Below are 20,130 nucleotides of genomic sequence, written 5' to 3'. Positions count from 1 at the left end.
GATTGCGCTTCATGCTCTGGTCCTCGTCTTGGGCCAGAGCGAACTTCAAACTGGATTAAGCCCGTGGGGCAAGGTCAAGGAAGCGCCGCATTTCGCTCCGCACCTGCCCAGCGATCTCGCGCGGATCACCGCCTGAGATGTTGAAGGTCGGATTAAAGGTGATCTGCCCGCTCTTCGCCACCGTCTCGCTCGAACTCGCGACCGGCGACGCACCATCGACCGTCAGCCGGCGCAACGTGTTGTTCATCTCAGCGTGGCCGGAGACGCTGGCTACGAAAAGTTGGGGGCGCCGGCTGAGTTCGGTCTAAGCGATCTTGATAGACGAAGCCTGTCAATATCAGTGCGGGCGGCTTTCACTATGGGGCTTGCGGGGTAGCGGTGAACCATAGACCTGCCGCGCCAGACGAAATTTGGTAGCGAACGCCATCCGCTGTGGCTTCACTTTCCGCCTTTTCCTTCAAGCCGACGAATATCTGCGACACGAACCCGTTATCTTTCTGACGCTTGATTGATGGCGACAGCATCCTAGCAACGACCATGAATGATGACAAAGCTTTCATCACCTCGGCCGGATCGCCGTTAGGGACAAATACTATCGTTACGCCGGTGGCGCGCGGATTGTCGGTGTCCGAGCCGACGATGACCCCAGTGCGCTCATTGATCTTAAATTGACATACAGTCCGCACAGCGGAGCTGCAGCCCTTTTGGGAGGCGCGCAGATCGAAGCCCATGGAGGCGGATACATCATTAAACTCGCGGCTAAAGTCAGCAGCCATCAGACCTAGAGTCGGCGTGGCTTCGGTCCTTTCTGTCCGTTGATCCGGCTTTGCCGTTGCGTCCTCCAATTGAGAGTTACTCTCCTTCTTCTGCTCTGGTAGTTCACTCTTCCGACGTATGTCTGCCAAGCGCTGCTCCGCTGCAATGCGAGCTTGCTTGGCTGCTTCAGCTTCTTTTGCGATCTCAGCGGTTCTTTGTTCTTCTGCCTCGACCTGCTTCAACAAATCTTCAGTGGCGCGTCGGTCTTGCTCGGCTTGCTCTCGCAGTCGCTGCCTTGCGCGGTCAGCTCGCTCAGCGGCGCGTTTTGAAGCCGCCAAGGCAATCTCGCGTTCTTGCTGAGCTAGCTCTTCCCGTTGCTGTTCCTCACGGGCCTCCCTTTCTTCAGCTAGCCGGCGTGTCGCCTCAATTTTTTCTGCCTGCGCGCGGGCGTCACCTCGTGCAGGTTCTATGATGTTACGAAGCAACTGCGAAACGACCTTCTCGACGTGTGCATCCATCTCCGCCGGGGTTGCATTTAGCTTCATTATGTTGACTGCGGGGTATCGTTTTGTGCATGCGGAGTAGATCCGGCGAAACTCGTCGACGTCCTCGTCAGTCCAATCTTTTGCGTTCCTTTCTAGGAACTGAGCCCGCCCACGCAACGGGTTCTGCATGAGCATCAGCGGGCCGGGGCTGCAGCCACCTTTCGAGTCGAGCCACGATTGCACATGCCCTGCATTGGCGGCGCCCGAGATCAGAATGAAAGCCAAGGCGGCAGTCGACAGAGTTAACGAAGTGCGAACGGTCAATTTTATTTCCCCAGCTGGAATTAGCGCGGCAAGTAAACGACAGTGAACCTGCTTAAAGAACGAGCCAATGTTGCCCCTTGTTTAGCGACGGGCATTGCTGCGTTCAACATGAAACCTGCGCTCTACAGCAACGAAGCGCCAAGGCTATATTTTACCCAAGGTCGCATAGCAGAGAAGGGTCTGACGAATAGTTTTTGCCTGCCCCCGCTGCGCAACGCGTCGGCGGTTCAAGCTGGCGAGTCAAACGGTGCGGGCCACCGAAACCCTTTGGAGAGGGACGGGATCACGCGCTAGGGACTGGCGGTGTTGAAGTTCACGATGGCGTCGAAGGCGCGCGCATATTATCCTCGCGGCCAGATGTGGTCTTCACCGGAGAACGCAGGCGGGAGCCGCGCCAATGACAGCGGTGCTTCACTCTGGCCGGGACGGAAGGACACGCGCTCAGCCACGACTTCCCGATCCTCAAGAGTGGGAATGATGGTGAGCACGCGACCATAGTAGTCGTGGCGGGCTGCCGCCACCGGGATTGCCTTGCCGTCAGGGCCGATATCCGCCTGACGAACTACTTCGTGCGGGGCTTCGTACTGGAACTGGACCTTGTCCGTAGCGCGCGGGGAGCCGGGGTAACGATAGACCCAACACTTCCGCATCGCGCGTCGCTCGTCGGCCGGGCGGTCGGGACTCCTCCGGTGGATTGCGTCGTATCCCGCGACGTTTTCGGCGACGGGGTTGGATCGCAGCGCGGCATTCACTGCCGTCGTTTCGATGTCGAGCGCTTCGAGCTTTGCGAGCACTTCCGAAACCCGAGCAGCGTGGACGGCGTAGTCCGCGAGCAGCTTGGCGGCTTCCTTAGTGTTCGCCTTCCGCGCGGCTTCTGCACGCTGGCGCAATGCATCGTTGGCGGCGGCCTTCGCGTCGGCTTTCTCAACCGCGATCACGTTCGGAAGCTCGGCGGCCAGATGATTGGCGCGCGCTTCAAGTCGCGTGATTGCGCGCTTGATCGCTGCGGCGTCGGCCTCAGCTTGCGCGTGCTGGCTATCATTCATGACGGCAATGCCGGCAAGTACGCCCGCAAGTTGAGCGTTGTGTGCGGTGATTTCAGATTCGGCCCGTTCGATCTCTGCGCGGATCGTTGCAGAAGTGATAGCAGTCTTGGGAGCGAAGAGTTTGGAGATCATATTCATTGGATTAGCCTCGAAAATTTTGAAGAGCGTCGGACGCGCGGAGCCATTCCGAGTAGGCGCGCGCCTCAAGATTGCAGGTGCCGAAGACATCGGCGCCCATGCCGAGCGCGGCCATCGTGCGTGCATAAGTATGACGATCTTTTGCGGCGGCGTAGGTCGCGGTTGCCTCTTGCGCAGCGCGCATAAGTTCCTCGCGGCGGGTCATGCGGCATCTCCACCGCTTGCGAGCCAGATGTGAAGCTGATCGGCCGGGTAAGCAGGTCGGTCACCGATCAACAAAAACGGGGGACCATCGCCACGCTTGGCCAGAGTGCGGAGGGTCTTCGCGCATCGGCCGATCTGCTTTGCGGCCTGGGTGCGCGAGAGATAAACTTTAGACATGGGCATCCATCTGAAAAATGGCCGGTGCATTCTGGCTATCAAACGCACCGGCCAAGGCTGACGACCGGCGTTACTTGGTGTGGAGGAGAACCAAGCAACAGGATCAGTATGGGAAGATCAGAGGCGTTCGTCGGGACTGTTTCAGTATCCCTTAAGACACTTTACGGCGGCGCTTCTGGTTGTCGTTGGCGGGGATGCCAGCGAGGCGGGATTCATGCTCTGCCAAAATGGCGGCGCGCTCGTCCGCTCGCATGTGGAGAAGCTTCTGCTCGACGCAGATGTCGATCAGAGCAGCCCAGGTCTGCGGGATATTCATTCGCATCTTGAGGGCGAGCGCGGTGAGTTCGCCCGCGAGTGCGGGCGGGAGCGCTTCGAGGGCGGCGACGGGGACAAGGCCGAATCCGAGCGTTGCCAGGGCCGCTTCAATACTCTCCAGGCCGGGGCGATTCTTCTTTCTCCACGCCTTCAGCGTAGCCCTGCGCACGCCGCTTCGCTCTTCCAGCGAATCGTAAGTCACTCGTTGGCGGGCCATCTCGGCGAAGATGAGTCTCGCGAACGGCCCGACACGCTCGGGCATCGAGACGGTGCGCGGATTTTTGCGTCGCTTCCGGTCCGGCGATGAAATTGGCACAGCACGGAAATCGGGCGGATACAGCGGAGCAGTAGCGGGCATCGGGCTATACTGAAGGCGATTGAACTGCTTTCAGCGTCTGATAATGGGCTATTCCGCTACAGCCCAATCCAGTAGCCGCTGCGCATGCCCTTGGTATTGAGGTAGAAGCCCATTCGAGAACAGAAAGTCACTTTTGAAATTTGATATCTAGCCAGATTGGGCGGTCGCGCGTCACCCGCATGGGGGAGCGCCCCGGAAGGACCCAAAGCACGTCAAAACGCGTGGCTTTAACTTTAGTCAGGTCAGCAGGCTCTCGTCGCAGCGCCGCATTTATTGATTCGCTAACGACGCCCAACGAATCGTTTCGAGCATTGCCCGTCATTTGGAGCAGTCGCGAGCCAAAGACGCAGATACATTGACAGACAGTCAGTCGGCTCTCACATTCAACCTATGGCAGAGGAAAAAGATAGCGCGAGGGGATCCAGCCCAGCATCCCGGGGAGGTGCGGGAGTCTACATCGAGGGCGAGCTTGGCGCCTATTATCTCTTGGCAATGCTGGCTGGGACGGAAGCTCGAGGAATGCCGGGTGTCAAGATAACCGGCGTGCGCTTCCAGGGTGTCGATCAGGGCTTCGCAATGGATGACCTGATCCTTGAAGGGGTCGGTTCGGATGGCGATGCGCTTCTGGAAATTCAGTCTAAGCGAGATATCACCTTCGCTCCAAAAGATGCGACGTTCGCAGAAGTGGTAGCGCAGGTCGCTCGTAGCCCAGCGAGAACCGTACCGGAGGACAGACATCTCCTGGCTGTTGCGACGCAACGACAGAGCAAATCTATCACAGGTCCCTATCAGGACGTTCTGATCTGGGCGCGCGCAGCGGAACGTAGCAGCGACTTTTTTGAAAGAATTGAGGCCAAAGGTATCGGAAGTGATCCGATGCGCACCTTCGTCGCAACGTTTAAGGCGAACCTTCGCGCCGCCGGCGTAGATGATGATGATGCCGTCTGGAAATGGATCCGACGCTTTGCCATCCTTGTTTTCGACTTCGAGTCGACGGCGCCCCTTGCGCGCCTTCACGGTCTAGCGTTGGCGAGACAGGTTCTCGCAGATGAGGATGCCTCGCGCGCGGAGAGCCTTTGGAGCGGCCTAATCGAGATTTCGATTGCCATCGGTAAAGTTGGAGGTTCGATCAGCCGGAAGGACCTACGCTTAAAGCTTGTGGAGCGAGGCTACCGTCTCGCTGGAGATCGGGACTATCGATCGGCGCGCGCTCGGTTGGCAGATTTGGCCAGGATGACGCTAGCCGGCATTGGCACAAAAGTTGGGGGAATTAACCTCTCGCGCCATCAAGCGGTTGCAAGCCTGAATGAGGCGCTCGATGAACATAGGTTCGTGCAATTGCATGGAGGCCCCGGTGTCGGCAAATCTGGCGTCCTCAGGCTGGTGGCCGAGCGTTTCGGGCTTGAGGGCCAACTGATCGTTCTCGATCCGGTTTCTACCCCGACCGGAGGATGGCTCGGGTTTGCACAGGCGTTAGCCGTTCCCGGGCTAGCAAGAGATTTTCTCAACGACTTGGCCGTTAGCGGCGGTGGCCTAATTGTCATCGACGGTGTGGAGATGTTCGCCGATCTCGGTCGGCAACGCACCGTTAACGAGCTTCTGCGCGATGCTGCGGCCATCCCAGGCTTCCTCGTTCTCACAACTACACGTACCAATCACGATGTCGGTGCAGGGGACTGGATGGCGGAGGATGTGATCGAATCGTTCGGGGGCGTCCATTCCGTTGCTGTCAGCGAGCTAACCGACGAAGAAGTGAAAGTTCTATCGGAGAAGACACCCGAACTGCGGTCGATTCTCGCGCCGGGACATCCAGCTGGCAACATCGCACGCAACCTCTATAGGTTGTCGCGACTTCTGAAAGCACCGGCATCCGGTGAGATTCGGACCGAGGCATCGCTTGCGAGTCATTGGTGGTCCACCGCAGATAACTCGGCCAGTGGATGCATAAGAGCTGGCCAGCGCATTATCGCCAATCTCGCGGAGATCAGCCTAGCAGGCGGCTCCTTAGTGGCCCTAACTGAGGATTCTGCCGCTCGTTCGCATCTCACCAGGTCGCTGACACTTACCGAGATCCGTCGCGATCAGTTTGGATTCTATCATGATGTCCTTCGAGACTGGGCGATTGGACAGCTTATCCACGAGGATCACGCAAGGCTTTCACGGGTCGATCTTTCCGTGCCGGCTTCGCCGCGTGTCGCGCGTGGCATAGAGTTCGCCGCGCGTTTTGCTTTAGAGGCGTCGGGCGACGGCTCTCAATGGCTAAGCTTGCTTGACAGATTGTCCTCCGCGGGAGCGCATAGCTCTTGGCGCAGGCACGGACTACTCGCGATAGTCCGCTCCGAAGTCGCCACGGAACTTCTGGATCGCTGCAGCAATGAGTTGCTCAGGCGTGGCGGCGGTCTCTTCGTTGAACTCGTTACGGTGATCGCCGCGGTGGAAACTATATCGACAGCCGAGCTGTTTGCTTCGATGCAGGTAGTCACCGACAAACCGCTTCCAAAGTCGCTTCGCACTAACACGACTGGCTCTGGCTACAGTCTGCTCCATTGGGTGCTGACCCACGCGAATAAGATACCGATCCAGGCGATCGATGCCGTCGTCAATCTCATCCAGATTCAGATGCAGCTGCTCTTGGCGGTGCCGCGGCTGGCCTCGCCAACCACGACCATGCTGTTCAAATGGCTGCGCCAACTTGACGTGCGGGATGCGACGGTCACGATCCCGACCGATCCGACTGCTGAGCGATTGGACAGCAACGTTCGACGTCGAATGATTGAAGATCTCCGAACTATGGCACTTCTGTTGTCCGTGCATTCACCGGACGAGGCCAAAGCCTACCTCCGCGAAATAGATCCGGAGCGCGAGACTTACAAAGTTAAGGCAATACGGCAGTTCAGTACAACGTTGGTCTCGGCTGCTCCGGCTGAATTGGCCGATCTGATAGTCAATAGCCTCGTCGAGAGGCGAGGCCGTGAGTCTCGTTATGGCGCAGCGGGTGGTCGGGCGTTCAGCTATGCCGACAGCGACTACCTGCCGGCGTCGCCGGCTCAGCCGCCGTTCTTGAATCTCCTGCTAGCATCGCCCGAGCACGGACTCGCGCTGGTGCGCCGCCTCGTGAGCGCAGCGGTAGAATCTCACACTGACGCGAGAGAGGCCGGCAAGAACGGGTTCACGATTGTATTCGATGACGGTGCGCGCTTCTTTCCCTGGACTCAGACCTATTTCTGGTCGCGTGACCAAGCGCGCGAGTATTCGGCAGCCTGTGGCCTCAAGGCACTTGAGGCGTGGGGACACCGTCGTTTGGACTCCGGTGAGCCAGTTGAAGCGGTGCTCTGGGACGTTCTCGGCCCGGTTGGTAGTTGCTCGGCGTACCTACTAGTTGCCGTAGATGTTCTGTTATCCCATTTCCCGGCGACGCGATCGGCCTTGGTACCCTTTCTCGCCTGCCCGGGGCTTCTTGCCATCGAACGGCAGCGCCGGGCCCTTGATGGAACAGGCCGCGGGGGCTTCGTGATAGGCGACGAGCCCTCGGGGACTGTGACGCTTGCGGACTTGCAGGCCAAGCCGTCGCGCAACGCCTCGCTTGAGGACGTGCTACAATACTTCCTCTCCGCCGATGCCGAGGCGCAGAAGTTGAGAGTTCGTTTACATGCCGCAGTCGAACTGCTTGAGCCGTATGAGGAACACGCTGATTTCGCTACCCCGGAGTTCATGGGGCGCTACGCGCAGAACGTACTGAACATCGACAATTGGGAGAAGGTTGAAGGAGGCTATATTTATCGATCGCCATCGGTTGAAGCCGCGCACCTTGAGGAGCTCAATGCTCGCCGCGCGCGTCTAGTAAGCGAAAGCGAGATGGAAGCGCGCATTGGGCTTGCTATCAATGGCAGGGAGCATGCGACGCCAGAGACCGCGCGGGACGCCGTCGAGCATGCCAGCGGCGCGCTGCCGGACGGTAGTGATACCGACACGTTGAAATCCCGATCGACCCGATTGATCGCAACCGCGCTTCTCGTTGCTCGTGATGGCGCCGATGACCTTCTTGATGCACATGAGGTATGGGTACGGGAAGTCATCAGACTGGCGCTAGCGGAGGAAGCTGACCGCTATTCCGGCTCCGGCGAGAACCTGCGTTATAACCGCCCGGCGATCGGGACACTCGCACTCCTCAATCTCTGGCGCAGGCAAAATCTAAAAGCAGATCGCGACGCATTGGTCTCGATTGCCACGCGCAGAGATGGAGCTGCCGTGCCGGCATTTGCCGCAGCAGTTTCCATGATTGTGGGCAAGGACGCCAGGCTACTCAAGGCGGCAATGCGCGCGGCATTGACCGGAAGCATTTGGCGTTGGCATCCCTACGATGAGGACGAGGCCGTGGGGAAGCGCTTCGAGGGGGAGCGCGACGCAACGACAAGGGTAGCTGTAGCCGCCGAAATCGATTGGCTTGATGGTGGGGCGGAGCCGGCGTGGCCTGCTTTTCCAGACGAAAAGCCAATCTTGAAAAACTCCTATCGGCTTCGTACTCCGGGAGAAACGGAGCAAGAGCCGGACGAGGATTGTTCCGAGGAAGTAGAAGGCGGCCCAGCGATTCATCTTGAAAGCCAATCCGCGGCGAATTGGCTTCGGCTTCTCAACGAGCCGGCTGGTAAGAGACTGAAGTGGGCTTCCGAGATCGTTGCAGCCTACTCTGGCTGGAGCAGCAGGATAAACGGCTTAGGGATGCCTGCGAACGCCGAGGTGGAACATTTGCCGAGGGAATGGAACGCAGAGTTCTATGCGCTGTTTGCTGAAGCATTGTTGGATGGGGACTCGCATTACTTTGACGAGCTAATTGGGCAGGTCACGAATCTCCCGGACAACTCTTTCTCCCATGTGGCTGAGACACTCCTGCATGCCGCCGATGTCCTCTACTTCAACCAGCCATCGCGAGCGCCAGAGTTGCCTGTGGAGTTGCGCACGCGGATGGCGACCCGAGCGATGTCGATGAGGCGCTGGCAGTACAACTATGCGCCCGGCGACCTATCGATAGGCTATGATACGGGCGGCGTCGTCGCGAAACTTCTGCTCAATACACATGACCCATTTCAGGGTACGCGCAGCTATCTCGTGCCGGCGGTCGCCGATAGGCTGGATCCATTGCTTGAACCGATTCTTCGGCTCATGCCCGGCGGGCCGACAAGCTTCGTAGCCTTGTGCACGATGAACATGTTGATGGTCGCGCCACGGGCAAGGCACTTGAGTTTTTTACTCGCGGCTGTCGAGGCCTGGTTTGAGCGATTGCCCTCGGATACCGCTCTGTGGAGTACGTTGGGAATCGGTCGGAAGGTGGTCGCGTGGTTTGAGGTCGCCATGGTTGAAGATCCAGCCATTTTGGGGCCTGCCCATCCACAAAGGAGCCGCTTAGACCGCGTTTTTGGCCAACTGGTTGCAGTGGGAATCGCAGAAGCCCACGAGCTTGAAAAGCAGGTCGAGGGCGTCGCGGCAAATATCTCGGAAAACCGCCGTTAAAGGCCGATCAGCACGAACCTTGTGATGTTTGCTAGGCGCCGCTTTCACCTTCATCGGCCAGTGAGCTAAGCAACAATCTAGATTTATGTTGTTGTGTCTAGGAAAGTTGAGGGGCACGCCTCATCCGCTTGGTGTGCGTGGTTCCCAGGACGTACAGTGGAAGTGATCCGCGTCCCCGCGCCGCCGATCACGGGCTTAACGTCTATTCGCGCTAGTCCAGGTTTGTTAATGCCGAACGGAAAGAGAACGCGTGAGGGCAGATATGACGTGGTTTCACTACACTACTGCGACGGGGTTGAAGGGGATAGTCGAGAGCAAGTCGCTATGGGCTACGGACCACCGGTTTTTGAATGACCCATCGGAGTTCACGCACGGGTGGGCGATGGTTTTTTCTGCCCTGAGGAGCCGTAAGGCAGAGCTTGACAAGGTGTCGGATGAGATTTGGATTACGCTTGAATCGTTTCGAGAACATGGCGAGCGACACGGTGTGTTCGCTTTCGTCGGTTCGTTAACTTCCGAAGGCGACCTTCTGTCTCAATGGCGGGGCTACGGTAATGGGCGAGGTTTTGCGATCGGATTCAACGAAGATTGGCTCCTGCAAAATGCAACGGCGCAGGGGTTCCATATTCATCCCGTAGTTTATGCGCCTGAAGAACAAAGGCGTGCCGCCAATGACGCTGTGACGTTACTGTTGGGACTGTTGTCGGAGAACCAACCAGCAAACCATTTCGACATACTGCGCCAATGGTGGATGCATGCGCTGAAGGTCGCGCTCGTTCTGAAAGATCAGAACTTTAGTGAGGAACGCGAGCATCGTCTCATGTGGACCGGGCTAGAATGGCCATCCGGGTTGGAAACGAGAGGTGCTACCTCGGGAGTAATCCCGTATCTAACTTGCAAGCTCAACCACAGGTCCGTGAACATTACACTGGATCCCAAGAATTTTGGTATAGAAAAGATAGTCGTTGGTCCGGCGTTAGCTAGCCGGCAACTGGCGGCAATCGATGCATTGCAGGCCACAGCTGGTATGCGAACGACGGTGTGCAAATCCGTCATCCCTTTCATTGTCGATTAAATTCCGGGGCGCCGTCGTATTCGGCAATGCTTCTCAGAAAAGGTATTACGGAAGGCGGACACCTCTTTCCGGGACATGGTGTGGTGTGGACCTTGGGCCTCGGGCGATTGAACGAATGCCATACCAACCTCAGCAAGAGGTTGAATGAAGCGAGCGGCGGCCGCGCTAGTTTAACCTAAGTCGCTAACTCATTCGGCGATGCCAACCGCAATGGACACTCTCCATGGAACAGGATGATGATCTCGTGTCAAAAAAGCAGGATTTGAAAGCACTGTCGAACCTTGCTCCAGACAGCACCTATCATGCCGAACTCAATAAGGAGATGAGTGCGACGGGGAATGACCGTGGGTATTGTCTGCTCGTGTCTTCGCTTCTCGAGAATGTAATTGATAAGGTATTAACTGTCCAAATTTCACATTTGTCGTCGAAGGAGCGTGAAGCGTTTTTCGGCAGTCATGGACCAGCCGGCGCTTTCTCGCGGAAGATTGCACTGCTTCATGCGTTTAAGATCGTCGGCAATGTCACTCGGCGTAACCTCGATATCATTCGGGATGTCAGGAACGCCTTTGCACACGGCAAAGTCCCTCTGACCTTTGAAACACCTCAAGTGAAAGCGTTGTGTGATGAACTAAGGCTCATCGACCCGAGCAACCCAACCAAGGTAGTTGCAAACAATCATCAAGGTCCGGGACCTCGGAATCGATTTCACGATGTTCTGGCGACCGTTATGATCTTGTTGGACGCGTATGTCGGAGATGATCCTAAGCGCCTGGCTGACCTTGGCCTTAAGCCGGGCCAACCACTCGTCTAGCCCGTAGCTGAGGGAAGACTGTCGGCTTGGGGTATCTGGGTCTTCGCGACGCCAAGCCGCTCCCGGGGACCACATTCGACAGCCGACGCTTGGAGGCATAAAGCCAGGCAGTCACGGCCCATTGCTAGCAGGTCGCCTTGACGGGTGGATCAGCTATTCGCGGGGCTCGTCGTCCTCCCTGACATTGCGTTCAATGTCACGAATGCGATTGGTGAGCAGGTCGGAAAACTCTGCATCGGTGGGAGCGCGGCTCGCATCGGTCCAGCCCAGCGCCGCATAGTTCGGCTCGAACTTGCTGTCCGAGGCCCGCCTTTGCGCGAACAAGTTGGCCAGCCAAAGAAGTTGCTCAGCGTAGAGTTCGATGACCTCTTTTTCGGTTGGGCGGCGCTTGGTCGCCTTAAGCTCGAAGCTGACCGTCTCGAATAGTGCTTCTCGAACCCAACCCGCCAGTTCTTGTTCGCCGAAGGTCGCTTCGCGAGCCTCCTCGATCCACCTAGATACGCTGTTGGCAGTTGCTCCCGATTCTTCCGCCAAAGTAGAAATCGACTCTCCGAGGCAGTAGCTCATGACTATCAGGAGCTTGGATGACGCGGGCCACCCCTTCGGATGCTCCTGCGTGAAGTTGAAGCCGCAGGTCGCGCAACGGTATCGCTGAGCCCCGCGAACCACTCCGTTTTTCGTGGTCTTTTGGCTGCGGCATTTGCTGCATCGCATGTCAGAGACCTCCGGGAAAAAGGGAGTCCACCTTCCACACCACGATTGCCATCAAGACGATCAAGGCCAAGATCGCCAAAGGCCCTTCAGCGACCCCTTCGATCTGGTCGCCGATCCGCACCAACAGCCGGTTCTTACGCTTGGGCATAAACTGCCTCCTTCGCTTCAGTCACCATTGGTAGCTTAAGTACCCTGAATTGGCCCTCCAACCGAGGTCCTGCACGGGGTCGCGACTTGGTTTCACTTAAAGATAGATGGCCGGTCCGTACCGGCCGCATCAGGCGGCTTCGACAATCAGCCGACAAGCCTACCAATCAACGGCTCGCCGAACCTGCTCATGAAGTACCGCGTTCCCTTGCGTCCGCGATCTGACGTGCGGACAACAGCGGAGCGGATCACGCCCATGTTCTCGAACATCTCGCCGATGATGGTGACACGGTCGCGAGCGCTCTTGCCCTTGTTGGCGATCTCATGGGCTGCTGCGGCATAGGAAATCATCCGTTCTTTCGGTCGCAGACCCTACGTGTTCTCTTCAAAGATCCTCAAAAAACGCGGAAATTGCACGCAGTGCCGATGAGGAGACCTTCGTGAACTTGAATCGGTCTGCCGCCTCCCGACCGATCTTGGCGAAGGTTGCGCGCGACGGCATCCGCTCAACCTCAAGGGCTGCCAGCGGTCCCAGCCGGTCCTCCAACCAACCCCAGAGGGCAGGGGTGCCGCCCGACAGGATACCGGGAAGGTACCAGCCGGTGTACCGCTTCTGGCCGGAGCCGGCCTTCTGGTAGGTGAACGTTCGGACGGCTGAGGAGTCGGTGGAATTTCTAATAAGGGACTCTATAGAGAATCCACCGACTCCTCGCGCACCCCAGTCCGTCGTTCCGAAGGCCAATCCGGCGTCGCGGCTGTTCGTCAGAACCACGCCTTCCGCCACCATGTCGGCGGTCGCCCCGGGGGCCGCCTGATCCCACTGCATCACCTCATGAACCGGGATGGGCAGCGGTACGTCGCAGACAATATCGAGCCAACACGGCTCGGTACGCCTATGGGGCCGCAGACGCCCATAGGCCTGATTGAGTTCGCCATTGGTGATCCGCCACCGCAGGGCCTCGGCAATCGGTTCGGGATGACGCTCCACCGCGACGATAGAGCCATCGGAAGTTGGATAGGCCCGGATGTCGATCGAAGAAATGTCGCTCGCCACCGGAGACCGGCCGACCACTCCCGTTCTAGCCCGCTAAGCGGACATCCGCGAGACGAACCCCACTTCGGTGGGCGTGCGGTTTGGAAGCTTGCCAGCGGCAGGTTTGCGCGGTCGGTCCTTCACCCCAGCAGCTTGGCAAACACCATACCAGCACCGAACAGCACTGCGCCCGTGATCATCCCGCCAACGGGGAACAGCCAGAGCGTCCGAGCATCCTTTGCGATCAAGGCGCGCTGCCCGGCAGCAAATTGACGAACTTCCTCCTGTTTCTGCGCGATGTAGGCGATCTGCCCTTGCTGGTTCATTGTCCCCATGGCTCGGTAATACTTCTATCAAAGATATCAACAAAGTGGACAAAGTGGACATTCCCTTAAGTACGTTGTCTAGTCAGTCCACTCTGTCCACTCCCCACACCCCTTCGGGGGTGTGTGGGGAGTAGACTTTGGACCGTTGGACATTTTGGACAAATGTCCACTCTGTCCAATTGTCCACTCAACCCTGGACCGGCCAAATCAGTGAATTGTTTTGGGAGAGGGACACGCCAGCAATCATGCTTTCGTCCCTCGCCACACCAAGGGCGCGGTCGAAGGCTTTGTATTTCGCTGAGTTCGTCTTTTCCGGGTTGCCGATGATGTATCGGCGCATGAAGTTGTTCCGAACCTCGGTGACGTTCACGGCCGTGACAGTCGGACCTTCGGGAATCTTGTAGTCCTGACCATGGCTTGCCAGCGCCTCACTGAACGCTTCTCTGAAGTCCCTCGACACCTTGCTCCTCGGCTTCGGCACCGGCTGCGGGGCGGCTTCCTCGGTGCCTTCCGCGAACTCGACATAGCCGGCGGTGACCGGGTCGCCATCTTCGTCGAAGTCGAGCACATGGCTTCGTACCTCGAATGCCCCCAACGGGCCGGTGCCGCCGCGCCGAGATTTGGTCAATGCCACCGACCGCTTGCCCGCCTTGCCCGAGAGATGATCGGTTCCACCAAGCACGGTAAGGATGGCGTCTGCCCCGGCACCATAGGCCGACGCGCCCCGAACCCCCGTCTCAGCGCTCTTGCCGTGGTGAGCGATCGGCATCACCAACACGTCGTTTTCGGCGCCGATCTGGGCGAGGACCCGCATCAGGCGCGCTGCTTCAGCGTTATCGTTTTCATCGGTGAGGTTGAAACATGCCGCAAGCGTGTCGATCACGACCAGGCGAAGATCGGCGCCAAACTGAGTATCACACTTGCAAGCGGCCTCGATGACGGCGTTTTCCAGCCAAGTGACAATATTCGATTGCGAGAGGTCGGCGGGAGGCTCGGTAACAAGAAACGGAATATCACCTACCAAGCCATCCTGGAATTTCGCTGCTCGCGACGCGGCAACGCGCGATTCAACCTCGCCACCCCCCTCGGCTGCGACCCACAAGACGCCGCCCGGGCGCACCCGCCGATCAAGGAACAACCGGGCGAAGACCACCGACAAGCTAAGATCGATGCCGACGAACGTCTTGCCCGCTGTGGATTGACCGGAAAGTAACGCAACACCGCTGCGCGGGAGTACGCCCTTTACCAGCCATCGCGGCATTTCCAGCGGTGCGGAGCCGATAGCCCGCAACACCACGGTGTTGATCGGAGTCGGCGTCGGCGCGGGGAAGATAGTGATCTTGGCCATCCGTCAGGCTTTCTTTTTCATCGCTGCGGCAATAACCCGATCAGCCATCGCGACCACGTCGGCATCATGAAGTTGCACCCCAACACGCGGCGCCAACCATTCCAGCGCTTCGCCGGGGGACACGCGGCGTGCCTCCATGACGACATCAATAGGGGAGTAACCGCGCCCGTCGCCGAAGTCGCGGATGCCGTCCGACTTGAACGACAGATTCGGGGCGCGCAAATGAAGCGCCCGACCGGTGCTGGACGGCCGCCACTCGGCGACGGCCTTGAAACCACCACCGGCCCGATAGCAGCGCTGCGCCCCGAGATGCGGCACCCAGGCGGCAAGGTTCGCCAGCGCCCGGTCATTCACCGCGCGGAACATGGCCGCCGCGTCTGAGCCGTCGGGAGATGCAACGGACTGCTCGACGGCCCCGCCGCATGACTGTTGGCGTTCCAGAAGGGTCCAACCGAATGAACACAGGACTTCTTCCATCGCGGCGCGGTGCTCATGGGTGAGCACCGGAAGCGCTGCAAGCGGGGTGTCTTCTAACGTCGCGTCAGACCACCAATAATAAGGGTGGCCAGTGTCCGGATGAATCGAAGGCGGAATCACAGTCTGACGACCACCACTCAGGAAATCGAGCAGGCGGATTCCGTTGGCATCGTTGTAAGGCCGGGACTTCATCGGCACGATAGAACGATAGAACGCGGTGAGGCCTTTCCGGCCGATCTTGACGACGACGGCCGGCGGCAGCACCGAGAGGATCGGATCAATGATCGCGTCGTAGCCGTCGATATCGACAGCAACTAAGCCGCCGAATCCGGTGGCGACCCCGACTCCCATTGCCGGGGCGCGAGAATACCCGGCGATAAAAAAGGACGTCGGCGCTTCATTGCAGTACTTCTGCCATCCGGACAGAGCGGGGGCCTTCCGCGCCGAGTTTCGGGACATCAGGCGGCAGGATCGGCAGCGGCGAATAGCCGAGCGCGATAAGGGACAGAGCGGTCTGCGCGAAGGGAGATTCAGGCATGAGCGCGGATCCGAGATACGTGACGATCGGTCGAGCGCATCCACTCATACACGGCCATCATGCGCTCAAGGGGCGTCCCGTCCTTGAACGGCCCGGTGAGGAGGCGAACCATCTCCACATCGAGCACTTCGTAACAGAGGCCGTCGCGCGGATAGAAGATCAGATTCGTCCAGCCGTGCTTGGGGCTGTGACGCGCGACGATCCTAACGGCCGCGTCGGGATTCTCTACGAAATAGTGAGCGCTCGGCTTGAGGTGACGGGGATTCGACCGCCCCCATTGCCACGCCTCGAATGCGCTATTGTTGGTCTTGTCATCGTCCTTCATATCGACTCCTTCCAGCCCGCCGCGCCAACGGCGGGCTTTTCTTTGACTATGCGGAGGGCTTTCCACCCGGCCTGACGCTATTGGCATGCATCCACTCTGCGATGGCCTCGCGGGGGTACATCGGCGTTCGGCCCACCTTGATGTGGCCGGGCGCGCGTTGCTGCCGCCGCAGAAGTCGCGCCCACGACACCGACTTGCCGACGAAGTCGGCGAACTCAGCCTCAGTAAAAAGAAAGTCGTCATTGGTCATGACTTGCCTCGGAATGTTTTGGGTGGTCGGAATTTGGCATATTGTGTCACTCGCTGTGGGGTCGGTTCGGTATCCCTTGCTAGAAATCCTCCTGCGCAAGACAAATTTCGCCGAGCGCGCGGCAGGTGTCGCGCGGCGGAAGGCGTCAATTGTGAAGGGAAAGTAGTGGCATCCGGCTGGGAACGGCCCCGCCTACGAGGCGGGGCGAGCCGATAGGTCTATCGCTTGATAGCGACGGCGCGCGCGAGCCATGGTGGACTCGCTCGCCTTCCTTGCCTCGATGTCGGCTTCAAACCGCTCGAAGATCGGCAGGTAGACCTCGCCGCCCTGGGGGGCTCGTGCCATGGCGATGGCAAGCCGGTCCAGGCAGCGTTCGAGCAGGTCAATCGTGATCGGCTCATCGGCAGAAATCTTGCCGATGGGGCGGGTGCGACGGTCACGAGCGTGGTCGCGAAGTGCTTTCACGCAAAGCTCAATGTCGCTCGGACCAAGCGACGCTTCCTCGACGCCTTCAAGGCAATCTGCAAGCGCGAGAGCATGTTGGGGGGAGCCGATCTCGATATCGTGGATATTCACGGTGATGCTTCTTTCAATTGATGTAAAAGGCGTGCGTCAGCCGATCCGCTAGCGGGGCGGCCAGCGGATTCGGTGGATCGGATCGAGGCGGTGTCGGTGGTGGTTGGTCTGGCTAAGCCAAGACCGGCTTCACGCCGAGCGCTCCGGCGCGCGGTCGTTAAAACTGGCCGCCGCCCGGTTCGTAAGCCAGGCCTCGATCTCTGCCGCATCGAAGAATCTCGCGCGACCGATATAAATGGGCGAAGGCATGCCCTGCGTGCGTTGCTTGACGTGCCGCTCGAAAGTGGCTTTCGGCATATCCAGCCGTTCCCGCACCGTTTCGGATTTGATTAGTTGTCTCATTCTACACCTCTTGAGGCTTGATGGTGGCTCAAGAGGTACCGAGAACTAGCACTCAATTGCGAGGTAAAAGGAAGCCGACGGACCTTACCCCAAAATCGACGGATGGTCCTTCGCCTATCCGTCGCGCCGAAACGTTTGCCAAGCCTTCCGCACCGTCTCGCTATTGAGGTACGGCAACGATTCCGCGACGGCTTCAATAGCGGCGCCGACCTTCTTTCCGTTTTCGATTTGGCGGGCAACCGCTGCGCCGATGGAAAGATTCCGCCAATCTCGTTGGAGCGCACCGATCGGATCTGCCTTCCCGTCGCCTCGCCAGATTGCGCCAAGTTCTTCGGGGCGGAATGTGATAGGATGAGCCACGTCAACTCCGGCCCGCATGGCTTGTCCGGCAACATCCGCGAGGCCTGCCGCGAAACGATCAATCTCGGCCTGGATTACGTCTGGCACGGCGCGCGAGTGTTGACGTGCAAGGCTGTAAGCCCGCCACGCTGCCGCGACGTTGCCTGTCGATATGAAGAACGTAGTTAGGTCGGTGATTTCCGAAGCGACCAGATCGGGGAGCGGGGACATCGTCAGGCGCTCATTGGCAATGAGACAACCGGAAGCCACTTCCAACCGGCGAATTTGTCGCCGGTCTGCCGGAGGTGTGTGTACCGCTTGAGGCTCGTCCACGATCGATGCCCCGAGACGGCCGCGACATGCGGGATGTTGAGTCCGGTTTCAAAGAGGCGCGAGATGCCGTCGTGGCGTAGGTCGTGGAAGTGAAGGCGTTCTTCGTCGGGCATGTCTTCGGTGTTGATCCCGAGAAACAGGCAAGCCCGCGTGAACGCCGCACCGATCGCGTCGGTCGAGTAGGGGAAGATTCGATCATCGACGCGAGGCATCGCCCTTACGATGGCAAGTGCCGGCGCGGGCAGGTCGCACCATGTATCGTTGCCGATCTTCTGGCCCGGATGCTTCATATCGCGAACGAGTACCCGCGAATGCGTTTCGTCGAAATCGGCCCATTCGATTCGCGTGATTTCTTCCTGCCGTCGCGTCGAGAAAATGGCAAAGGCGGTGATGCGGTCCATCGGCGAGGACTCCCGCCGCCGTCGCGTCCGATCCCCGAAGTGCGCCATGATCAAGTCGAGTTCGTCCAAGGTCGGCCTGCGGGTGCGTTGTTTGGATTTCCCCGTAAGCCCCAAACGACCGGTGACCGCGAAGGCGTCCGCCATGGCCCGGGGGTTGAGAGGGTACTTCCATGCGGGGGCAGCGACGGCGAAGACCGCGCCAAGGTGGCTGAGATAGTTCGCAACCGTTGCTGGGGTGCGGCTGCCATCAGCTCCCAATTCTTTCGCAAACGCTACGATGTCGTCGCTGCCGATCTTCTCGCAATCCATGTTCGCGATGTCGTATTCCTTGATGGACTTGAGAACTTGCGCCTTGGTGCGGCCGATCTTCTTGAGGCTTTCGTCCACATAGCGATCAATCGTCTGCGCGAGCGTGACGCGTTTGGATCCAGCTCGCTCGATCGCCCCGGGAACCGACAGTTCCGTCTCGCGCTTCTTAATCCAAGAGTCGGCCGCCGCCCTGCGGTCAAACGTCTGCGCCTCCCGCAGCAGGACTTTGCCGCCCCTTTTCTTAAGGACTTGGGCCGTGTAGCCAGTCGTGCCATCTTTACGGCGGCGGGCAACTATGGTCCCCATCGGTACGACATTCCTTTTTGAGTACGACATTGTCGTACCAAACCGAGAAAAACAGTCAAAGTCGGTCAAGGATAGTCTATATATAGTAGGCGATCAAGCTGCCCGCTTAGTAGCGCTCCGGAGTCATATCATTGTTATATAAGGGAAATCCATCTAAATATAGCCATTCTAGATTTAGTGTGGCACCCATGATGGACTGGACCGACCGGCATTGCCGGGTGTTCCACCGTCACCTGACGAAGCGGGCGCTGCTCTATACGGAGATGCTGACCACTGGTGCCATCATTCATGGTGACCGGGGGCGGCTGCTTGGGTTCGACTTGGTCGAGCACCCGGTCGCGCTTCAGCTCGGCGGGTCGGATCCGCGCGACCTGGCGCTGGCGGCGCGGATCGGCGAGGAGTTCGGTTATGACGAGATCAACCTCAATGTCGGCTGCCCCTCCGACCGCGTGAAGGACGGCCGTTTCGGCGCTTGCCTCATGGCAGAGCCTGATCTCGTGGCGAGGTGCGTCGAGGCGATGAAGGGTGCGGTTGCCGTGCCCGTCACCGTGAAGTGCCGCATCGGCATCGACGACCAGGATCCGGAAGTCGCGCTCGACAACCTTGCGCGCGCGGTCGTCGCCTCCGGCTGCGATGCGCTGATCGTGCATGCCCGGAAAGCCTGGCTCAGCGGTTTGTCACCGAAGGAGAATCGCGACATCCCGCCACTCGACTATGATCGCGTCTATCGCCTCAAGCGCGCGATGCCCGATGTACCTGTCATCATCAACGGCGGCATCCCCGGTGTCGACGAGGCCAAAGCACATCTCGATCAAGTTGACGGTGCGATGCTCGGACGGGCCGCCTATCAGGAGCCGTGGCGGCTGCTCTCTGTCGATACCGACATTTTCGGCGAGGCGGCGCCGCATGCCTCGATGCAGGATGCGATCGAGGCGATGATGCCCTATATCGAGCAGCAGCTCGCGCGCGGCACGAGGCTGCACTCCATGACGAGGCATTTCGTCGGTGCATTCCACGCCGTGCCCGGTGCACGCGCCTTCCGCCGACATCTTGCCGAGCAGGGTGTGAAGCCGGGCGCCGGCCTCGAGGTGCTGCGCGATGCGATTGCGCGTGTCGGTGCCCGCGCGCCGGCGGAGGCGGCGGCCTAGCCGTAGTCGCACGAAGAGCCG

23 protein-coding genes and 1 pseudogene are annotated in these 20,130 nt (G+C 59.1%); 5 read left to right on the top strand and 19 right to left on the bottom strand.

Annotated elements, in window-relative coordinates; all coding sequences use genetic code 11:
- Positions 1–137 precede the first annotated feature (137 nt).
- On the top strand, positions 138–308 hold the full coding sequence (locus AC0L27_RS07005) for a hypothetical protein (RefSeq protein ID WP_473318214.1): 171 nt from the start codon (positions 138–140) through the stop codon (positions 306–308).
- Positions 309–356: 48 nt separating this feature from the next.
- Here the strand turns inward: AC0L27_RS07005 and AC0L27_RS07000 are convergent, their stop codons facing one another.
- The 4 genes from AC0L27_RS07000 to AC0L27_RS06985 form a co-directional block, all read right to left on the bottom strand.
- A complete protein-coding gene (locus AC0L27_RS07000; RefSeq protein WP_473318212.1) occupies positions 357–1,565 on the bottom strand; it encodes a hypothetical protein in 1,209 nt (402 codons plus the stop codon).
- 341 nt (positions 1,566–1,906) lie between these two features.
- Positions 1,907–2,749 (bottom strand): hypothetical protein, encoded by an 843-nt coding sequence (locus tag AC0L27_RS06995; protein WP_473318211.1) that lies wholly within the window; start codon positions 2,747–2,749, stop codon positions 1,907–1,909.
- 4 nt (positions 2,750–2,753) lie between these two features.
- Complete coding sequence (locus AC0L27_RS06990) at positions 2,754–2,954, bottom strand: hypothetical protein (protein WP_473318209.1); 201 nt, start codon at positions 2,952–2,954, stop codon at positions 2,754–2,756.
- Between the two features lie 327 nt (positions 2,955–3,281).
- Positions 3,282–3,803, bottom strand: coding sequence for a hypothetical protein (locus AC0L27_RS06985; protein ID WP_473318208.1), 522 nt, complete (start codon positions 3,801–3,803; stop codon positions 3,282–3,284).
- Positions 3,804–4,322: 519 nt separating this feature from the next.
- Between AC0L27_RS06985 and AC0L27_RS06980 the strand changes: the two genes are divergently transcribed.
- The 3 genes from AC0L27_RS06980 (at position 4,323) to AC0L27_RS06970 (ending at position 11,197) form a co-directional block, all read left to right on the top strand.
- The gene (locus AC0L27_RS06980) at positions 4,323–9,311 is read left to right on the top strand and encodes a hypothetical protein (protein WP_473318206.1); all 4,989 of its coding nucleotides are present in this window, start codon (positions 4,323–4,325) and stop codon (positions 9,309–9,311) included.
- A 382-nt stretch (positions 9,312–9,693) separates the two neighbouring features.
- Entirely contained in the window at positions 9,694–10,386 is a 693-nt protein-coding gene (locus AC0L27_RS06975; RefSeq protein ID WP_473318202.1) for a DUF2971 domain-containing protein, read from the top strand.
- 223 nt (positions 10,387–10,609) lie between these two features.
- Positions 10,610–11,197, top strand: a complete 588-nt coding sequence (locus AC0L27_RS06970; RefSeq protein WP_473318200.1) for a hypothetical protein — start codon at positions 10,610–10,612, stop codon at positions 11,195–11,197.
- Between the two features lie 153 nt (positions 11,198–11,350).
- On the opposite strand, the gene AC0L27_RS06965 is transcribed toward AC0L27_RS06970, so the two are convergent.
- From AC0L27_RS06965 to AC0L27_RS06895, 15 genes and pseudogenes are all read right to left on the bottom strand, one after another.
- A complete protein-coding gene (locus AC0L27_RS06965) occupies positions 11,351–11,764 on the bottom strand; it encodes a hypothetical protein (RefSeq protein WP_473318238.1) in 414 nt (137 codons plus the stop codon).
- Positions 11,765–11,821: 57 nt separating this feature from the next.
- Positions 11,822–11,911, bottom strand: a pseudogene (locus AC0L27_RS06960) (transposase-like zinc-binding domain-containing protein); the annotation flags it as partial.
- A 1-nt stretch (position 11,912) separates the two neighbouring features.
- A complete protein-coding gene (locus AC0L27_RS06955) occupies positions 11,913–12,059 on the bottom strand; it encodes a hypothetical protein (RefSeq protein ID WP_473318198.1) in 147 nt (48 codons plus the stop codon).
- 146 nt (positions 12,060–12,205) lie between these two features.
- Entirely contained in the window at positions 12,206–12,409 is a 204-nt protein-coding gene (locus AC0L27_RS06950; protein WP_473318195.1) for a hypothetical protein, read from the bottom strand.
- A gap of 34 nt (positions 12,410–12,443) precedes the next feature.
- On the bottom strand, positions 12,444–13,112 hold the full coding sequence (locus tag AC0L27_RS06945; RefSeq protein ID WP_473318192.1) for a hypothetical protein: 669 nt from the start codon (positions 13,110–13,112) through the stop codon (positions 12,444–12,446).
- Positions 13,113–13,231: 119 nt separating this feature from the next.
- Entirely contained in the window at positions 13,232–13,417 is a 186-nt protein-coding gene (locus AC0L27_RS06940; protein ID WP_473318188.1) for a hypothetical protein, read from the bottom strand.
- Between the two features lie 187 nt (positions 13,418–13,604).
- The gene (locus tag AC0L27_RS06935) at positions 13,605–14,765 is read right to left on the bottom strand and encodes an AAA family ATPase (RefSeq protein WP_473318186.1); all 1,161 of its coding nucleotides are present in this window, start codon (positions 14,763–14,765) and stop codon (positions 13,605–13,607) included.
- 3 nt (positions 14,766–14,768) lie between these two features.
- Positions 14,769–15,701, bottom strand: coding sequence for a bifunctional DNA primase/polymerase (locus tag AC0L27_RS06930; RefSeq protein WP_473318184.1), 933 nt, complete (start codon positions 15,699–15,701; stop codon positions 14,769–14,771).
- The gene (locus tag AC0L27_RS06925) at positions 15,640–15,780 is read right to left on the bottom strand and encodes a hypothetical protein (protein ID WP_473318235.1); all 141 of its coding nucleotides are present in this window, start codon (positions 15,778–15,780) and stop codon (positions 15,640–15,642) included. Before AC0L27_RS06925 ends, AC0L27_RS06930 begins: the two co-directional genes overlap by 62 nt.
- The gene (locus AC0L27_RS06920; protein ID WP_473318182.1) at positions 15,773–16,105 is read right to left on the bottom strand and encodes a hypothetical protein; all 333 of its coding nucleotides are present in this window, start codon (positions 16,103–16,105) and stop codon (positions 15,773–15,775) included. Before AC0L27_RS06920 ends, AC0L27_RS06925 begins: the two co-directional genes overlap by 8 nt.
- A 46-nt stretch (positions 16,106–16,151) precedes the next feature.
- Entirely contained in the window at positions 16,152–16,355 is a 204-nt protein-coding gene (locus AC0L27_RS06915) for a helix-turn-helix domain-containing protein (RefSeq protein WP_473318179.1), read from the bottom strand.
- A gap of 192 nt (positions 16,356–16,547) precedes the next feature.
- Positions 16,548–16,931 carry a hypothetical protein gene (locus AC0L27_RS06910; RefSeq protein WP_473318176.1) on the bottom strand — a complete coding sequence of 128 codons (384 nt, stop codon included), beginning with the start codon at positions 16,929–16,931 and terminating at the stop codon, positions 16,548–16,550.
- Positions 16,932–17,060: 129 nt separating this feature from the next.
- Positions 17,061–17,228 (bottom strand): helix-turn-helix transcriptional regulator, encoded by a 168-nt coding sequence (locus AC0L27_RS06905; RefSeq protein ID WP_473318174.1) that lies wholly within the window; start codon positions 17,226–17,228, stop codon positions 17,061–17,063.
- A 159-nt stretch (positions 17,229–17,387) separates the two neighbouring features.
- Positions 17,388–17,843, bottom strand: coding sequence for a hypothetical protein (locus tag AC0L27_RS06900; protein WP_473318172.1), 456 nt, complete (start codon positions 17,841–17,843; stop codon positions 17,388–17,390).
- Positions 17,844–17,845: 2 nt separating this feature from the next.
- The gene (locus tag AC0L27_RS06895) at positions 17,846–18,961 is read right to left on the bottom strand and encodes a tyrosine-type recombinase/integrase (protein WP_473318169.1); all 1,116 of its coding nucleotides are present in this window, start codon (positions 18,959–18,961) and stop codon (positions 17,846–17,848) included.
- A gap of 131 nt (positions 18,962–19,092) precedes the next feature.
- Between AC0L27_RS06895 and dusA the strand changes: the two genes are divergently transcribed.
- Positions 19,093–20,109, top strand: coding sequence for a tRNA dihydrouridine(20/20a) synthase DusA (gene dusA / locus AC0L27_RS06890; protein WP_473318168.1), 1,017 nt, complete (start codon positions 19,093–19,095; stop codon positions 20,107–20,109).
- The last annotated feature ends 21 nt before the right edge of the window (positions 20,110–20,130 follow it).

The sequence above is a fragment of the Bradyrhizobium sp. Ken51 genome, from assembly GCF_055807435.1.
Note: the sequence above shows the minus strand (reverse complement) of the source record. Positions and strands in the feature narration are given on the sequence as shown.

Coding starts and splice junctions, on each gene's coding strand:
- AC0L27_RS07005 (WP_473318214.1), top strand. CDS start 138: ATGTTGAAGGTCGGATTAAAGGTGATCTGCCCGCTCTTCGCCACCGTC.
- AC0L27_RS06995 (WP_473318211.1), bottom strand. CDS start 2,749: ATGAATATGATCTCCAAACTCTTCGCTCCCAAGACTGCTATCACTTCT.
- AC0L27_RS06990 (WP_473318209.1), bottom strand. CDS start 2,954: ATGACCCGCCGCGAGGAACTTATGCGCGCTGCGCAAGAGGCAACCGCG.
- AC0L27_RS06985 (WP_473318208.1), bottom strand. CDS start 3,803: ATGCCCGCTACTGCTCCGCTGTATCCGCCCGATTTCCGTGCTGTGCCA.
- AC0L27_RS06980 (WP_473318206.1), top strand. CDS start 4,323: ATGCCGGGTGTCAAGATAACCGGCGTGCGCTTCCAGGGTGTCGATCAG.
- AC0L27_RS06975 (WP_473318202.1), top strand. CDS start 9,694: ATGGTTTTTTCTGCCCTGAGGAGCCGTAAGGCAGAGCTTGACAAGGTG.
- AC0L27_RS06970 (WP_473318200.1), top strand. CDS start 10,610: ATGGAACAGGATGATGATCTCGTGTCAAAAAAGCAGGATTTGAAAGCA.
- AC0L27_RS06965 (WP_473318238.1), bottom strand. CDS start 11,764: ATGAGCTACTGCCTCGGAGAGTCGATTTCTACTTTGGCGGAAGAATCG.
- AC0L27_RS06955 (WP_473318198.1), bottom strand. CDS start 12,059: ATGCCCAAGCGTAAGAACCGGCTGTTGGTGCGGATCGGCGACCAGATC.
- AC0L27_RS06950 (WP_473318195.1), bottom strand. CDS start 12,409: ATGATTTCCTATGCCGCAGCAGCCCATGAGATCGCCAACAAGGGCAAG.
- AC0L27_RS06940 (WP_473318188.1), bottom strand. CDS start 13,417: ATGAACCAGCAAGGGCAGATCGCCTACATCGCGCAGAAACAGGAGGAA.
- AC0L27_RS06935 (WP_473318186.1), bottom strand. CDS start 14,765: ATGGCCAAGATCACTATCTTCCCCGCGCCGACGCCGACTCCGATCAAC.
- AC0L27_RS06930 (WP_473318184.1), bottom strand. CDS start 15,701: ATGTCCCGAAACTCGGCGCGGAAGGCCCCCGCTCTGTCCGGATGGCAG.
- AC0L27_RS06925 (WP_473318235.1), bottom strand. CDS start 15,780: ATGCCTGAATCTCCCTTCGCGCAGACCGCTCTGTCCCTTATCGCGCTC.
- AC0L27_RS06920 (WP_473318182.1), bottom strand. CDS start 16,105: ATGAAGGACGATGACAAGACCAACAATAGCGCATTCGAGGCGTGGCAA.
- AC0L27_RS06915 (WP_473318179.1), bottom strand. CDS start 16,355: ATGACCAATGACGACTTTCTTTTTACTGAGGCTGAGTTCGCCGACTTC.
- AC0L27_RS06905 (WP_473318174.1), bottom strand. CDS start 17,228: ATGCCGAAAGCCACTTTCGAGCGGCACGTCAAGCAACGCACGCAGGGC.
- AC0L27_RS06900 (WP_473318172.1), bottom strand. CDS start 17,843: ATGTCCCCGCTCCCCGATCTGGTCGCTTCGGAAATCACCGACCTAACT.
- AC0L27_RS06895 (WP_473318169.1), bottom strand. CDS start 18,961: ATGGGGACCATAGTTGCCCGCCGCCGTAAAGATGGCACGACTGGCTAC.